General features: G+C 71.2%; 12 protein-coding genes and 1 tRNA gene. 8 read left to right on the top strand and 5 right to left on the bottom strand.

The window, feature by feature from the left end:
• The first annotated feature begins 28 nt into the window (after positions 1-28).
• From ACIRRU_RS13010 to purM, 6 genes are all read left to right on the top strand, one after another.
• Positions 29-604 carry an ArsR/SmtB family transcription factor gene (locus tag ACIRRU_RS13010; protein WP_403679284.1) on the top strand — a complete coding sequence of 192 codons (576 nt, stop codon included), beginning with the start codon at positions 29-31 and terminating at the stop codon, positions 602-604.
• 139 nt (positions 605-743) lie between these two features.
• The gene (locus ACIRRU_RS13005) at positions 744-1,598 is read left to right on the top strand and encodes a M23 family metallopeptidase (protein WP_403679282.1); all 855 of its coding nucleotides are present in this window, start codon (positions 744-746) and stop codon (positions 1,596-1,598) included.
• Positions 1,599-1,607: 9 nt separating this feature from the next.
• A complete protein-coding gene (locus ACIRRU_RS13000) occupies positions 1,608-2,411 on the top strand; it encodes a sterol carrier family protein (protein ID WP_403679280.1) in 804 nt (267 codons plus the stop codon).
• A gap of 61 nt (positions 2,412-2,472) precedes the next feature.
• Positions 2,473-3,321 (top strand): META domain-containing protein, encoded by an 849-nt coding sequence (locus ACIRRU_RS12995; protein ID WP_403679278.1) that lies wholly within the window; start codon positions 2,473-2,475, stop codon positions 3,319-3,321.
• Between the two features lie 444 nt (positions 3,322-3,765).
• Positions 3,766-5,292: an amidophosphoribosyltransferase gene (purF, locus tag ACIRRU_RS12990; RefSeq protein WP_363203040.1), complete on the top strand. Its 1,527-nt coding sequence runs from the start codon at positions 3,766-3,768 to the stop codon at positions 5,290-5,292.
• 60 nt (positions 5,293-5,352) lie between these two features.
• Positions 5,353-6,426: a phosphoribosylformylglycinamidine cyclo-ligase gene (gene purM, locus ACIRRU_RS12985; RefSeq protein WP_363203041.1), complete on the top strand. Its 1,074-nt coding sequence runs from the start codon at positions 5,353-5,355 to the stop codon at positions 6,424-6,426.
• A gap of 173 nt (positions 6,427-6,599) precedes the next feature.
• On the opposite strand, the gene ACIRRU_RS12980 is transcribed toward purM, so the two are convergent.
• Both ACIRRU_RS12980 and ACIRRU_RS12975 read right to left on the bottom strand, forming a co-directional pair.
• A complete protein-coding gene (locus ACIRRU_RS12980; protein WP_363203042.1) occupies positions 6,600-6,857 on the bottom strand; it encodes a DUF3073 domain-containing protein in 258 nt (85 codons plus the stop codon).
• Between the two features lie 280 nt (positions 6,858-7,137).
• Positions 7,138-8,229 carry a Leu/Phe/Val dehydrogenase gene (locus ACIRRU_RS12975; RefSeq protein ID WP_403679276.1) on the bottom strand — a complete coding sequence of 364 codons (1,092 nt, stop codon included), beginning with the start codon at positions 8,227-8,229 and terminating at the stop codon, positions 7,138-7,140.
• A 178-nt stretch (positions 8,230-8,407) separates the two neighbouring features.
• On the opposite strand from ACIRRU_RS12975, the gene ACIRRU_RS12970 reads away from it, so the two are divergent.
• Positions 8,408-9,271 (top strand): hypothetical protein, encoded by an 864-nt coding sequence (locus ACIRRU_RS12970; protein ID WP_403679274.1) that lies wholly within the window; start codon positions 8,408-8,410, stop codon positions 9,269-9,271.
• Between the two features lie 650 nt (positions 9,272-9,921).
• Positions 9,922-10,128 carry a developmental transcriptional regulator BldC gene (bldC, locus tag ACIRRU_RS12965; protein WP_003949541.1) on the top strand — a complete coding sequence of 69 codons (207 nt, stop codon included), beginning with the start codon at positions 9,922-9,924 and terminating at the stop codon, positions 10,126-10,128.
• 642 nt (positions 10,129-10,770) lie between these two features.
• Here bldC and ACIRRU_RS12960 read toward each other — a convergent pair.
• The 3 genes from ACIRRU_RS12960 to hrpA all read right to left on the bottom strand — a co-directional run bounded on the left by ACIRRU_RS12960 (position 10,771) and on the right by hrpA (position 15,571).
• Positions 10,771-11,082 (bottom strand): DUF6274 family protein, encoded by a 312-nt coding sequence (locus ACIRRU_RS12960; protein WP_403679272.1) that lies wholly within the window; start codon positions 11,080-11,082, stop codon positions 10,771-10,773.
• A 286-nt stretch (positions 11,083-11,368) separates the two neighbouring features.
• Positions 11,369-11,443: transfer RNA gene (locus ACIRRU_RS12955), tRNA-Asp, on the bottom strand.
• 171 nt (positions 11,444-11,614) lie between these two features.
• Complete coding sequence (hrpA, locus tag ACIRRU_RS12950; protein ID WP_403679270.1) at positions 11,615-15,571, bottom strand: ATP-dependent RNA helicase HrpA; 3,957 nt, start codon at positions 15,569-15,571, stop codon at positions 11,615-11,617.
• Positions 15,572-15,650: the final 79 nt, after the last annotated feature.

Here is a 15,650-nt window from a genome sequence, read left to right as displayed (position 1 = left end):
AATTACGTCATTACGTAAAGTCGGTGTCATGGAGCGGGATCTGGAGCAGCGCGTGGCCGGGCTGGAGCGACGGCTCGCGGCGCTGGAGCGGCAGGACCGCGAGCCGCCCCGACTGGGCGACGGCGGCTTCTGGGCGCTGGAGGGGCTCAAGCGGCAGCTCGCCGACGTCGGGGAGGCGGCGGCCGACGGCGGTGTGCTCTACGCGGGTTCGGTCCGGCTGCCCACCGGTGAGAGCTACGAGTGGCAGTACGGCGCCCTCACCGAGGCCCTGCTGGACGGGGACGAGGAGCAGAGGAACGACGGCGGTGGGGGGAGCGGAGCGAACGAAGGTGGCAGGGGCGGCAGTTGGGCGCAGGCCGCCGAGTCCCTGGCCGCGCTGGGCCACCCGGTCCGGCTCCGGCTGCTCCGCGAGATCCTCGGCGGCGTCCGTACGCCCGCCGAACTGGCCGCGCTCGACGGGATCGGCACCACCGGCCAGATCTACCACCACCTGCGCCAGCTCACCGGCACCGGCTGGCTGCACGCGGCCGGGCGCGGGCGCTACGAGGTCCCGGCCGCCCGGGTCGTACCGCTGCTGGTGGTGCTGACGGCGGCGCGGCCCTAGACCGGGACGCGACGACGCGACGGCGCGCCGGGAAGCTGGACGCGGCGACGCGGCGACGCACCGGGAAGCGGGCCGGGCGGCAACGAGGGACCGGAAGGCCGGAACCGGCCGGCAAGTAACGACAACAGGGGGAGACACCATGTCCGTTCGCCGTGCGGTGGAGAAGGCCCACCGGATCTCCTGGCTGGTGCTGTTCGCGCTGGTGGCCGCCGAGGTGGTGACCGATCTGCCCGGACCGGGGTGGGCGACCACGTTCCTGCCCGCGGCGGTCGTCGCCGCGCTCCTGCTGACGACGACGGTGCTCCAGTCCAGGGCCGCCGCGCCCCGGGGCGGGCCGAGGGAGCCGGTCGAGGTCGGCCCGCCGGTCACCGGGCGGTGGACGGCCCTCAACAGCCCGGCGGACAAGACCCCGAGCCACGGGACGCACGCCTACGGGCAGACGTACGCGATCGACATCGTGGCCGAACCGCGCACGCCGGACGGTGAGCCCCCGGCCCGGCCCCCGTTTCGCCTGCTGTGGCCGCTGGCCCGCCGCAACGACCGCTTCCCGGCCTTCGGCGAACCGCTGTTCGCGGTGGCCGACGCGACGGTCGTCCGGGTGGGCGACGGCCAGCGCGACCACCTGAGCCGCACCTCGCTGCCCGCCCTCGTCCTCCTCCTGCTGATCGAGGCCAACGTCCGCTCGGTGCTCGGCGTCCACCGGGTCCTCGGCAACCACGTGGTCCTGGACCTGGGCGGTGGTACGTACGCGGTCTACGCCCACCTGCGGCGCGGCTCGGCGGCGGTGGCGGCCGGGGACACCGTCCGGTCCGGCCAGGAGATCGGGCGGGTGGGCAACTCCGGGAACACCACCGAACCGCATCTGCACTTCCACCTCATGGACGGCCCCGACCCGGACGCGGCCCGGGGCGTCCCGTTCACCTGGCGGGGCGTCGGCGTCCCGGCCGACGGGGAGGCGTTCACCGTGGACGCCGGTGTCAGTGGTGCCCGTTAGTCTCGCCCCATGCCCCCGGCCAAGAAGCGCCCGCGCGCCTACGACCACCTCAGGACCCGCACCGCGGTCCTCGCCCAGTTCGCCCATGTGCGGGACGCCGTGGCCGCGTTGACGCCCGAGCAGCTGGAGAGGCCGACCCGGCTCGGCGACTGGACGGTGCGGGAGGTGGCCGCGCACGTGGCGATGGGTCTGGGCAGCGTGAGCCGGTTCCTGGCCCTGCCGGAGCCGCCCGGACCGGGCCCCGGCCTCACCCTCCTCCGGTGGCCCTCCGTCACCGCGGCGCACGCCGCCCGGATCAGCGAGGACGTCGAGGGCCTGGCGGCGGACCGCCCCGATCTCACCGCGGTGTACGAGGAGGTGGAGGCGGCCTTCCGCGCGGACGTCCCGGCCTCCGGCACGGGTGAGCGGCTGATCCCGACCCGGGTCGGCACGATGCGCCTGACCGACTTCCTGGTCACCCGGACCGTGGAGCTGACCGTCCACACGGACGACCTCAACGCGGCGCTCGGGCTGGAGATCCCGTACGACCGGCAGGCGCTGGCCGCCTGCACGCGGCTGCTCGCGGACGCCCTCGCGGACCGGGCGCCCGGCGGCTCGGTGGAGGTGCGCGTCCCGCCGTTCGCGGTGGTCCAGTGCATCGAGGGCCCCCGGCACACGCGGGGGACCCCGCCCAACGTCGTGGAGACCGGCCCGCTGACCTGGCTCCGGCTCGCCACCGGGCGCACCCGGTGGGCGCGGGCGCTGGCGGACGCCGAGGTCAGCGCGAGCGGTGAGCGGGCCGATCTCGACGCCCTGCTCCCCCTGATGGGCTGACCGCGGCCACCGCCGCGGCACCCGGGGGAACCGGATCGGCCCCTCGTACCGTCACATCGCCATGCGCACACAACGTATGGCAGTCAGCGTCAGTGCCCTGGCTCTCCTCACCCTCGCCGCGTGCGGTACGGAGCCCGGGTCCGGTTCCGGCGACGGCGGGGACGCCGTGCAGAGCGATGTGCCCGTCACGGGGGTGGCGTGGACCGTCGACTCCGTCACGGTCGGCGGGAAGAAGACCGAGGCGCCCGAGGGGTCCCGGATGGAGATCGACCCGAAGGGCCGGGCCACCGTGAGCTTCGGTTGCAACCAGATCAGCGCGGACGCCACCGTCAAGGGCGACCGCGTCACCCTCGGCAAGCCCGTCGCGACCCAGATGGCCTGCGACGAGGAGACCGGCACGGTCGAGCAGGCCGCGCTCCGCGCCATGGACGGCGACCTCACCGCGAAGCTCTCCGGCGAGAAGCTCACCCTCACCACCGAGGGCGGCGACACCCTCGCCCTGAGCGAGGAGAAGCCCGCCGACCTGGTGGGCACCCGGTGGGCGGTGAAGTCCCTGCTCAGCGGCGAGAGCACGGTCTCCGTCCCGGCCGGACTGCCCCCGGAGCGGACGCCGCACCTCACCTTCCGCGAGGACGGCACCGTCGAGGGCAACTCCGGGTGCAGCTCCCTCCAGGCCAAGGCCGCGGTGAAGGGCGACACGATCACGTTCGGCCCGGTGGCCGGGACCCGCAAGATGTGCCCGAAGGCGGAGATGGACACCGAACGCGCCGTCCTCGCCGCCCTCGACGGCACGGTGACGTACACGGTCAAGGGGCAGACGCTCACGCTCACCGGCTCCGGCGACCAGGGCATCACCGCCCAGGCCGCCGACCTGGAGGCGCAGCCCAAGACCCCGCGGCAGCACGGCTGAACCCGGGTCCACGACCCGGGCACGAGCGCGGCCGGCCGTACTTCGCCCCCCCCGAAGTGAGCGTGGCCGGACCCGGCCCGGGGGCCGGTGCTCCGCCCGCGTGGTGTGAGGCTCACCACGAAATGAGCGTTCGGCCGACGGCCTGTCGCGGTGCCCGGGGCGATCACCGATCGCCACGGCGGGGCGGTCCGCGCCGGGTCGCCGCCCGCCGCCCGGCGCGGGGTCCGACCGGCCGGTAACCGGCCCCATCGCCGGGCGGCGGGCGTCGGACACCGGCCGCGGCGGTTCCGGCCGGCCTGCCGGTGATCACCCTGGGTGACGGGGCGAAGCCCCGCGAAACGCCCCGCCGCCGTCGGCCCGCGACGCGTTCCCCGTGCTCCGCCGTACCTTCGCCGACCGGCCCCGAATTCGGACCAGTGGTCGATCTCGCCTACACTCGGTGCCGTGCCCCGTGGTGATGGACGACTCAACCACGACCTGCTCCCCGGAGAGAAGGGCCCCCAGGACGCTTGTGGCGTCTTCGGTGTCTGGGCTCCGGGCGAAGAGGTCGCCAAGCTCACCTATTTCGGACTGTATGCCCTGCAGCACCGCGGACAGGAATCCGCGGGCATCGCAGTGAGCAACGGGTCCCAGATCCTGGTCTTCAAGGACATGGGACTGGTCTCGCAGGTCTTCGACGAAACGTCTCTGGGTTCCCTCCAGGGCCATATCGCGGTCGGTCATGCCCGCTACTCCACCACCGGCGCCTCGGTGTGGGAGAACGCGCAGCCGACGTTCCGTGCCACCGCGCACGGCTCGATCGCGCTCGGCCACAACGGGAACCTCGTCAACACCGCCCAGCTCGCGGAGATGGTCGCCGACCTCCCGCGCAAGGACGGCCGCGCCACCCAGGTCGCCGCGACCAACGACACCGACCTGGTGACCGCGCTGCTCGCCGGGCAGCGCGACGAGGACGACAAGCCGCTCACGATCGAGGAAGCCGCCGCCAAGGTGCTCCCCGACGTGAAGGGCGCGTTCTCGCTCGTCTTCATGGACGAGCACACCCTCTACGCCGCCCGTGACCCGCAGGGCATCCGCCCGCTGGTGCTGGGCCGCCTGGAGCGCGGCTGGGTCGTCGCCTCCGAGTCCGCCGCGCTGGACATCTGCGGCGCCAGCTACGTCCGCGAGATCGAGCCGGGCGAGCTGGTCGCCATCGACGAGAACGGTCTGCGCACCTCCCGATTCGCAGAAGCGAAGCCCAAGGGCTGTGTCTTCGAGTACGTCTACCTGGCCCGCCCCGACACCGACATCGCCGGGCGGAACGTCTACCTCTCCCGGGTGGAGATGGGCCGCAAGCTGGCCGCGGAATCCCCCGTCGAGGCGGATCTCGTCATAGCGACCCCGGAATCCGGCACCCCCGCCGCGATCGGGTACGCGGAGGCGAGCGGCATCCCGTTCGGCGCCGGTCTGGTCAAGAACGCCTACGTCGGCCGGACCTTCATCCAGCCCTCGCAGACGATCCGCCAGCTCGGCATCCGGCTCAAGCTCAACCCGCTGAAGGAAGTCATCAAGGGCAAGCGCCTGGTGGTCGTGGACGACTCGATCGTCCGCGGCAACACCCAGCGCGCGCTGGTCCGGATGCTCCGCGAGGCCGGAGCCGCCGAGATCCACATCCGGATCTCCTCGCCGCCGGTCAAGTGGCCCTGCTTCTTCGGCATCGACTTCGCCACCCGCGCCGAGCTGATCGCCAACGGCATGACCGTCGACGAGATCTGCACCTCCATGGGCGCCGACTCGCTCGCGTACATCTCGATCGACTCGATGATCGAGGCCACGACGATCGACAAGCCGAACCTCTGCCGCGCCTGCTTCGACGGTGAATACCCGATGGAGCTGCCGGATCCCGAGCTGCTCGGCAAGCAGTTGCTGGAGACCGAGCTGGCGGCGGGTCCCGCGGCGACCGCCGCGGCCGACGCGGTGCGCCGTCCGTGACCCGGACCGGTCCGCGCCCCTTGCACCAGCCCCGTATCTCCACACGAAAGATCCCAGGCCATGTCTGAGACAACAGGCGCTTCCTACGCGGCAGCGGGCGTCGACATCGAAGCCGGTGACCGCGCCGTCGAGCTGATGAAGGAGTGGGTCAGGAAGACGCAGCGCCCCGAGGTCGCGGGCCTCGGCGGCCTCGGCGGGTTCGCCGGACTCTTCGACGCCTCCGCCCTCAAGCGCTACGAGCGCCCGCTGCTGGCCTCGGCCACCGACGGCGTCGGCACCAAGGTGGACCTGGCGCGCCAGATGGGCGTGTACGACACGATCGGCCACGACCTCGTCGGCATGGTCGTGGACGACCTGGTCGTCTGCGGCGCCGAGCCGCTGTTCATGACCGACTACATCTGCGTCGGCAAGGTCCACCCCGAGCGTGTCGCGGCCATCGTGAAGGGCATCGCCGAGGGCTGCGTCCTCGCGGGCTGCGCCCTGGTCGGCGGCGAGACCGCCGAGCACCCCGGCCTGCTGGGCCCGGACGACTTCGACGTCGCCGGAGCCGGTACGGGCGTGGTCGAGGCCGACCGGCTGCTCGGCGCGGACCGTATCCGCAAGGGTGACGCGGTCATCGCCATGGCGTCCTCCGGTCTTCACTCCAACGGGTACTCGCTCGTGCGCCACGTGGTCTTCGACCGGGCCGGCTGGTCGCTGGACCGCCAGGTCGAGGAGTTCGGCCGCACGCTGGGCGAGGAGCTGCTGGAGCCTACCCGGATCTACTCCCTGGACTGCCTCGCGCTCACCCGCACGACCGAGGTGCACGGCTTCAGCCATGTCACCGGCGGCGGTCTGGCGAACAACCTGGCCCGGGTCGTCCCGGACGGGCTGCACGCCACCGTGGACCGCTCCACCTGGACGCCCGGCGCGGTCTTCGACCTGGTCGGCCGGGCGGGCCGGGTCGAGCGGCTGGAGCTGGAGAAGACGCTGAACATGGGCGTCGGCATGATCGCGATCGTCCCGGCCGACTCGGTGGACGCCGCGCTGACGACGCTGGCCGACCGGGGTGTGGACGCCTGGGTCGCCGGTGAGATCACCGACCGCGGCGACCACGCGACGGGCGCCGAGCTGACCGGCTCGTACGCGCGCTGAGGGCTGTCCCGTAGCCGGGAGCGGACCGGGCCGCAGGGGGTCTGTCGTGCCGCCGATGCGCCCGGTAGGAACCGGCGGCACGCCCACCCCACCGGCGGCAGGGGGATCCGGGCCGGGACACACAGAACCCGGCCCGGGGCAGGCCCGGACCGGGTTGTTGTGTCAGCGCGAAGTCAAGCGCCGCGGCGCTGGGACGAGGGGCCCGACTGGTCGTCGTGGTCCTCGTCGTCATCCTTGTTGTAGCGATCCGCGTACTGTGCGTACGGGTCATCTTCCTCGTCGTCGTCCTCGAACGGCTCCGCGTTCGGTGGCTGACTCGAAGGCGATGCGCCCAGCTCATTGGCCAGACGCGACAGGTCCGTCCCGCCGCTGCTGTACTTCAGCTGGCGGGCGACCTTGGTCTGCTTGGCCTTTGCCCGGCCGCGCCCCATGGCTCGACCCCCTCGGTGACGGGGCTCGACGGCCCCAGAGTCTTGACACGCGTTCATGTTTCAGGACGGACTCTCGGCTGAGAGACCGCGCCCGTAGGGCTTTAACGGTACCTGCTTCCGTGGCCATACGGTACGCCGCCCGCGTCCTGGTCCCCGGCACAGGACCAGTGAGGAGCCCCGTCCCCGCTGGTCAACTGCGATTTTAACCTCTTGTGGAGGTACGACCCGCCGACCGGCGTGAGTCTTGTCTCGCCGGCCGGCGGGGGACGGGCTCCGACCGTCAGCGGCCGCGCGCCTCCGCCATCCGCTGCTCGGCGATCCGGTCGGCCGCCGCAGCCGGCGGAATCCCGTCATCTTTCGCACGTGCGAATATTTGCAGCGTGGTGTCGAAGATCCTCGCCGCCTTCGCCCGGCACCGCTCGAAGTCGAAGCCGTGCAGCTCGTCGGCGACCTGGATCACGCCACCGGCGTTGACCACGTAGTCCGGTGCGTAGAGAACCGACCGGTCGGCCAGGTCCTTCTCCACACCCGGGTGGGCGAGTTGGTTGTTGGCCGCGCCGCACACCACCTGCGCGGTGAGCACCGGCACGGTGTCGTCGTCGAGCGCCCCGCCCAGTGCGCACGGCGCGTAGACATCCAGGCCCTCGGTGCGGATCAGGGCGCCGGTGTCCGGCGCCACGGCGACCTCGGGGTGCTGGGCGGTGATCCGGCGGACCGACTCCTCGCGGACGTCGGTGATCACCACGCGCGCCCCGTCGGCGAGCAGGTGCTCCACGAGGTGGCGGCCCACCTTGCCGACCCCGGCGACGCCGACCGTGCGGCCGCGCAGCGCCGCCTCGCCCCACAGGTGCTGGGCCGAGGCCCGCATGCCCTGGAAGACACCGAACGCGCTCAGGACCGACGAGTCGCCCGCGCCGCCGTTCTCGGGGGAGCGGCCGGTGGTCCAGCGGCACTCCCGGGCGACGACGTCCATGTCGGCGACGTAGGTGCCGACATCGCAGGCGGTGACGTAGCGGCCGCCGAGCGAGGCGACGAACCGGCCGTAGGCGAGGAGGAGTTCCTCGCTCTTGAGCTGCTCCGGATCACCGATGATGACGGCCTTGCCGCCGCCGTGGTCGAGCCCGGCGAGCGCGTTCTTGTACGACATCCCGCGCGAGAGGTTCAGCGCGTCGGCGACGGCCTCCTCCTCGGAGGCGTACGGGTAGAAGCGGGTGCCGCCGAGGGCCGGGCCGAGGGCGGTGGAGTGGAGGGCGATGACGGCCTTGAGGCCGCTGGCACGGTCCTGGCAGATCACGACTTGCTCGTGGCCCCCCTGATCCGAGTGGAACAGGGTCTGCAGTACGTCTACGTGCCCGCTGGTCACATCGGTCACTGTGGTGACTCCCAAATAACACGAAGCGGCGGAGGCCCTCCTAGGGGTGGGGAGGACCCCGGACCGACCGGCACGGCCGGTCCGATGGGCACGAGCGTAAGTCCTCCGTACGGGCGTGGATCCGCCCCGTGCAAAGGATCACCCGCAGGGGGTGTCCGGCCGTGGCACGATGCGCTGCATGTCGGTGGTGTCTTCGGTGCTCGTCCCTTACGCGTCCTACCTCCGGGTCTACGAGCCGCTCGCCGCGTTCGCCGAGCCCGAGCGGAGTCACTGGGCGCGCTACGCACAGCGCGCGGACCTCCCCACGGCCCAGGACGAACTGCGCCGCTCGCTGGCCGACTTGGTGCCGACGCCCCCGGTGGGCGTGCCGGTGCACGAGAGCGGTGACGCCTTCGTGGCGGAGCTGTACGGGGCGGTCTGCGTCTGTCCGTGGCGGACCCGGCTGCGGGGCTGGCTGGCCCTGGAGGAGCTGGGGGGAATGTTTCCGGCCAACGTGCTGGACGCCCTGCTGCCGTCGGTGGTGCGGGGTCAGGCGCGGGCGGACCACGAGCGGTGGCAGGCCCGGCACCCGGACGCCCGGCCGTGGATCCGCTCCACGGTGTGGCAGGTGCCGGTGCGCTGGTTCGTCCTCTTCCAGGACGACGAGCGCGAGTACACGGCGGCGAACGAAGCCGGGGCCGAAGCCGGGGAGGGCGGCGGTCCGGTGCTGCGCTACCGCACCCCGATGGTGGAGGCCCGGCGGCGGCTGGCGCGGGCGCTGCGCACGCTGCGCGCCAACATGGCCGAGGGCCCGCTGACCGACGGCCTGGTGGACGTGGGCCGCTGGCTGGAGGACTTCCACCCGCACTCGCTGGTCGAGCTGGACTACGGGGGCCTGGTGCACGCGCTGCCGGCGGAGCTGCTGGACGCGGACCGGTCGGCGGCCGATGTGGCGGAGGGGCTCGCCGCGCTGCGGGACGGCGACAGCGAGGGGGCGGGCGCGGCCTACGCGCGGCTGGCGGAGCGGTGGCGGGCGGTCCGGGACCGCCAGTTCACCAATTGACGTGAAAAGACCCACAGCGGCATCAACAGGACGGAACCGGGGCATCCTTCATCCAGGACGGACGGCCGGACACGATCCGGCGGAAGGAGCGGAAGGAGGTGACCCGAGACGGAGCCGACGGGTGGTGAACCCCCGTTCGGCGGGGCGCGTGGTGTCGATTGACGTCGCGTGAGGGGAGTGGGACGGGAGCGTACGCGACCGGCTCCAGGACCTACGTCCCGAACCGGGCCTTTGTCTCAAGCGTGATGGACAGCACTAACAGGGCCCTTGCGCCTATCCCTGCTCCTCATGCCAAAATAGGACAAGGAGTCCGGGGAGGGCTCCTTCTGTCCAAGTAAGGGCAGAATGCTCAGCATTGCACGCTATGGGGGGTCTGATGACTCCTGATCGCTCTGTGACTGATCGTCACTGTGGCGTGACTGTCCGCTATGGCATGGTCCATCGGCTTCCGTCGCTGATGAACACCTGGGAGGGCAATTCCATCGGTTTGGCCGACGTGGCTGGACGGATGGTGTAGTTGTAGTGCCGAGGACAAGCCGTTCGTCCTATAACCGACTCGGCCCGCGTCCGCCATTTCGGGCAACGCGGGTCAAGGTGCAGAATTTAGAGGAAAGAACCGAGATGGTTCGGTTCTCCCGAGGAGGCCGCTCATGACCGCTCGCACCCCTGATGCCGAGCCGCTGCTGACCCCGGCTGAGGTTGCCACGATGTTCCGCGTGGACCCGAAGACGGTCACCCGTTGGGCCAAGGCTGGCAAGCTCACGTCCATCCGCACGCTCGGTGGACATCGCCGGTACCGCGAGGCAGAGGTCCGCGCACTGCTCGCGGGTATTCCGCAGCAGCGCAGCGAGGCCTGACACACCCCTGTCGCGCAGGCAGCACCAGGCAATTACCGCAGTACACAGCAGTACAGGCAGTACGCAGGACCGCTCCACCATCGGGCAGCTGCCGGGTCCCCCAACCCCAGCCGCCCACCCACAGCTCCACTCGACGGACGCCTGCCCCAACGGGCGTCATATCTGTGTTCCACAGGTGCGTCGCATCGATCGCGCTGGACTCCGCCGGGTCCAGCGCGATCTTTTTTGTGCCCCCCGCGAGGCTTCCCGGCCGGTGCTCCCCGGGGGCCTCGTCAAGCTCCTCCGGGCCGCTCCGGGACGGCCTTGAAAGGCCCTCGCGGGGGCGCTCCGTGGCCTGGTACGGACCACAGCAGAACCGGGCGGTCGGTCGGCTTCAAGGCGCCGACGGGGGCGTTCGTGGGTCTGTGAGCGAGTCTGTGCGGGAGTGTGCGCGAGCGTCCCGGACGCGAGGGGACAGCCCCGGACGGAACGGTCGCGCCAGCCGTTCGCCCCAGTGCAATTGCACATATTAAATTCACTACTTGTAGGGGAGGCGTAAGATCCCCCGGTCTGAAAATTTATTCGGTGACTACCATCACACTGCACGATGCTTGCCAACTTCCAGCGTGCCACCCTGTGAACGCGGAGTCACCCGGGCGATGGTCATGGACCGGAGGGTCTTTCGGCCTTGTCCCGGCCGTCGGCCCTGTCGGCCCCGTCGCCTTCGTCCTGAGACGTCTGCCCGTTCGGGCGGCGGTCGGCGTCCTGTGAGGTGGCGAACGGGCCTGAAGGCGCGCCCTGTCGGCCCGCCTCGTCGCGCTCGCGCCGCTCCTCCGGCTCGCCGGGCTCCATGGCGAGGCGCAGGAGGCGGTGGCAGACCGCGCAGCGCCGGGTGAGGTGGCGATAGCCGGAGGCGGCCGCCAGATGGGCGCGCAGCAGCGCGCGGGTCTCGTGTCGTGCTGCGGACGCGGACATACGAGCCACCTCCCGGTGAGCCCGGCCGTCCCTCGCCGTGACCGGCGCCGGGGAGCGCCGTGGAACCGAGCGCCGGGGGGCGCGGTGAAACAGGGGCGGCCTCTGTTCCTCCGGAGTACCGGCGGCGCGAGCCGCAGTCAAGACCGGCGGTGACTCCCGACCGGTGGGTCGTTCCCCGGGGCCCTGTTCCCTGGTCCCCGCTTCCGGCTTCCGTGCTTCGTGCTCCAGCCTCCGTGCTCCGGACGCGCGAAAGCCCGGATCGAGACGATCCGGGCTTTCTCCACTGCGGTCCTGACGGGATTTGAACCCGCGGCCTCCACCTTGACAGGGTGGCGAGCACTCCAAACTGCTCCACAGGACCAGGTTTTCGCTGCTTGCCTCGCGGCTCGCTGCGAAACCAGACTGTACAGGAGGGATGAGGTCCGGGTCGACTTCACTCCTGGTGGTGACTCCGTCACCGGCAGCCCGGTCCGAGGCCCCGCCCGGAACTCCGCCCCGGGCCCCGCCCGGAGGCCCCGGACGCGGGCCCGCCTCAGGGCGCCAGCGCGTCGATCGCCTTCACGATCCGCTTGTCCGAGACGGGGAACGCGGTGCCCAGGGCGTGCGCGAAGTAGCTGACCCGCAGCTCCTCGATCATCCAGCGGATGTCGAGCGCCTCCTGCGGCACCGGCCGCCCCTGCGGGAGCTGTTCGAGGAGCCAGGCGTACTCGTCCTGCATCTCGTGGACCTTGGCCATGCGCGTGGTGTCCCGCTGCACGGCCGTCGGCATCTGCTGGAGCCGCCGGTCGGCCGCCACGAGATAGCGCATCAGGTCCGGCAGCCGGCGCAGACCGGTGGCCGTGACGAAACCGGCCGGCACGAGCCGGGCCAGCTGGTTGTGCACGTCCGTGACGTTGGCGAGCAGGGTGGGGCTGGTGGTCGCCTTCAGCCTGCGCTCACAGGCCTGCCAGGCGGCCAGCACCTGCCGCACCTGGTCGATGGTGCGCACGGTCAGGTCCACGAGGTCGGCGCGGACCTTGTCGTACAGCGTCCGGAACGCCTTCTCGTCCCAGGCGGGCCCGCCGTGCGCGGCGATCAGCCGGTCGGCGGCGGCAGTGGCGCAGTCCTCGAAGAGGGCCTGCACCGAGCCGTGCGGATTGCGGGAGAGGGCCAGCTTCTGCTGGTTGCTCAGCCGGTCGGACGCGAACTTCGCCGGGTTCACCGGGATGTTCAGCATGATCAGCCGCCGGGTGCCGCGCCACATCGCCTGCTGCTGCTCGGCCTCGGTGTCGAAGAGGCGTACGGCCACGGTCCCGCCCTGGTCGACGAGGGCCGGATACGCCTTCACCGGCTGCCCCGCGCGACGGGTCTCGAAGACCTTGTCCAGCGTGCCGATCGTCCAGTCCGTGAGGCCCGAGCGCTCGATGGACTCGCCGGAGGGGCCCGCGGTCGCCGCGGCGGCCTGGGAGAGCGCCTGGCGGGCCTTCGGACGCAGCCGGAGCTTCAGCGCCTCCAGGTCCTTGTCCTCGGCGACCCGGCGCCGCCGCTCGTCGACGATCCGGAACGTGATCTTGAGGTGGTCCGGGACCCGGGACAGGTCGAAGTCGTCCGCGGTGACCGGCACTCCGACCATCCGCTGGAGCTCCCGCGCCAGGGTGACCGGCAGCGGCTCCTGGAGCGGGACCGCCCGGTCGAGGAACTTCTCCGCGTAGTTCGGGGCGGGGACGTAGTGCCGGCGGACCGGCTTCGGCAACGAGCGGATCAGCTCGGTGACGACCTCCTCGCGCAGCCCCGGGATCTGCCAGTCGAAGCCCTCCGCGGTGACCTGGTTGAGCACCTGGAGCGGTACGTGCACGGTCACACCGTCCGCGTCCGCGCCGGGCTCGAACTGGTAGGTCACCTTGAACTTGAGCTTGCCCTGCCGCCAGGAGTCCGGGTAGTCGTCCTTGGTGACGGCCCCGGCCTTCTCGTTGATGAGCATGGAGCGCTCGAAGTCGAGGGCGTCCGGCTCCTCGCGCTTCTTCTGCTTCCACCAGGAGTCGAAGTGCGCCCCGGAGACGATGTGTTCGGGAATCCGCTGGTCGTAGAAGTCGAACAGGGTCTCGTCGTCCACGAGGATGTCGCGGCGCCGGGCGCGGTGCTCCAGCTCCTCGACCTCGCCGAGCAGTTTGCGGTTGTCGTGGAAGAACTGGTGGTGGGTGCGCCAGTCGCCCTCGACCAGGGCGTTGCGGATGAACAGGTCCCGCGAGGCCTCCTGATCGATACGGCCGAAATTCACCTTGCGCTGGGCGACGATCGGCACCCCGTAGAGCGTGACCCGTTCGTATGCCATCACCGCCGCCTGGTCCTTCTCCCAGTGCGGTTCGCTGTAGGTGCGCTTCGCCAGGTGCTGGGCCAGTGGTTCGATCCACTCCGGCTCGACCTTGGCGTTGACCCGCGCCCACAGCCGGGAGGTCTCCACCAGCTCCGCCGACATCACGAACCGGGGCTGCTTCTTGAACAGCGCCGAGCCGGGGAAGATCGCGAACTTGGCGCTGCGCGCGCCCAGGTACTCGTTCTTCTCGGTGTCCTTCAGCCCGATGTGCGACAGCAGCCCGGCCAGCAGCGAGGTGTGCACCGCCTGCTCGGGGACGCCCTCGTCGGCCTTGGGCTCCTGGACGGTGATGCCCATCTGCTTGGCCACCGTGCGCAGCTGCGCGTAGATGTCCTGCCATTCGCGGATGCGCAGGAAGTTCAGGTACTCCTGCTTGCACATCCGGCGGAACGAGGACGAGCCGCGCTCCTTCTGCTGCTCGCGGACGTAGGCCCAGAGGTTCAGATACGCCAGGAAGTCGGAGGTCTCGTCCTTGAACCGGGCGTGGTTCTGGTCGGCCTGGGTCTGCTTGTCCGCGGGCCGCTCGCGCGGGTCCTGGATGGAGAGCGCGGCGGCGATGACCATGACCTCGCGGGCGCAGCCGTTCTTGTCGGCCTCGATGACCATCCGGGCCAGCCGCGGGTCGACCGGCAGCTGGGAGAGCTTGCGGCCCAGCGGGGTGAGCCGCTGCCCCTTCTTCCCCTCCCCGGGGGCCTTCTCCGCCTGTTCCAGCGCCCCCAGCTCCTGGAGCAGCTGCACACCGTCGCGGATGTTGCGGTGGTCCGGCGGGTCGATGAACGGGAACTTCTCGATGTCGCCCAGCCCGGCGGCGGTCATCTGGAGGATGACGGAGGCCAGGTTGGTCCGCAGGATCTCCGCGTCGGTGAACTCCGGCCGGGTGAGGAAGTCGTCCTCGGAGTAGAGCCGGACGCAGATGCCGTCCGACGTACGGCCGCAGCGGCCCTTGCGCTGGTTGGCACTGGCCTGGGAGATCCGCTCGATCGGCAGCCGCTGGACCTTGGTGCGGTGGCTGTAGCGGGAGATCCGGGCGGTGCCCGGGTCGATCACGTACTTGATGCCGGGGACGGTCAGCGAGGTCTCGGCGACGTTCGTCGCGAGGACGATGCGGCGCCCGGTGTGGCGCTGGAAGACGCGGTGCTGCTCGGCGTGCGAGAGGCGCGCGTAGAGGGGGAGCACCTCGGTGTGTCTGAGGTTGCGCTTGTTCAGCGCGTCCGCCGTGTCCCGGATCTCGCGCTCCCCGGAGAGGAAGACCAGGACGTCTCCGGGGGCCTCGTGGCCCAGTTCGTCGACGGCGTCGCAGATCGCGGTGATCTGGTCGCGGTCGGAGTCCGCCGTGTCCTCGTCGGCCTCTTCGAGGAGGGGCCGATACCTGACCTCGACCGGATACGTCCGCCCGCTGACCTCCACGATCGGGGCGTCCCCGAAGTGGCGCGCGAACCGCTCCGGATCGATCGTCGCCGAGGTGATGACGACCTTCAGATCGGGGCGGCGGGGCAGCAGCCGGGCCAGATAGCCCAGCAGGAAGTCGATGTTGAGCGACCGCTCGTGGGCCTCGTCGATGATGATCGTGTCGTACGCCAGCAGCTCGCGGTCCGTCTGGATCTCGGCGAGCAGGATGCCGTCCGTCATCAGCTTCAGATACGTCGACTCCGGGTTCACCTGGTCGGTGAAGCGGACCTTCCACCCGACCGTCTCGCCCAGCGGCGTCTTCAGCTCGTCCGCGACGCGCTCCGCGACCGTGCGGGCGGCGATCCGCCGGGGCTGGGTGTGCCCGATCATGCCCCGGACCCCGCGCCCCAGCTCCATGCAGATCTTCGGGAGCTGCGTGGTCTTCCCGGAGCCGGTCTCCCCGGCGACGATCACGACCTGGTGGTCGCGTATCGCCTCCAGGATCTCGTCCTTCTTCTGGCTGACCGGCAGCTCTTCCGGGTACGACAGGTCGGGCAGCCGGGTCGCGCGGGCCGCGAGCCGGTCGGCGGCCTTGCCCGCCTCGGCCGCGATCTCGTCCAGCACGGACTGACGGGCCTCGGGCTTACGGATGCGTCGGGCGCCTTCCAGGCGACGGCCGAGGCGGTTCGCGTCGCGGAGCGAGAGCTGTCCGAGCTGGGACTGGAGATCGGCGAAGGAAGTAGACATACGGATCCCAGGATCTCACCCGGGCCCGTGGAGTGGCGACCTCATTTCGTGCGGACCGCGTCACGCGGCACGTACCCTT

The organism is Streptomyces sp. NPDC101181 (genome assembly GCF_044767975.1).
GTDB lineage: Bacteria > Actinomycetota > Actinomycetes > Streptomycetales > Streptomycetaceae > Streptomyces.
The sequence above is the reverse complement of the archived record's forward strand: the minus strand, read 5'-3'. Positions and strand labels throughout refer to the sequence as shown.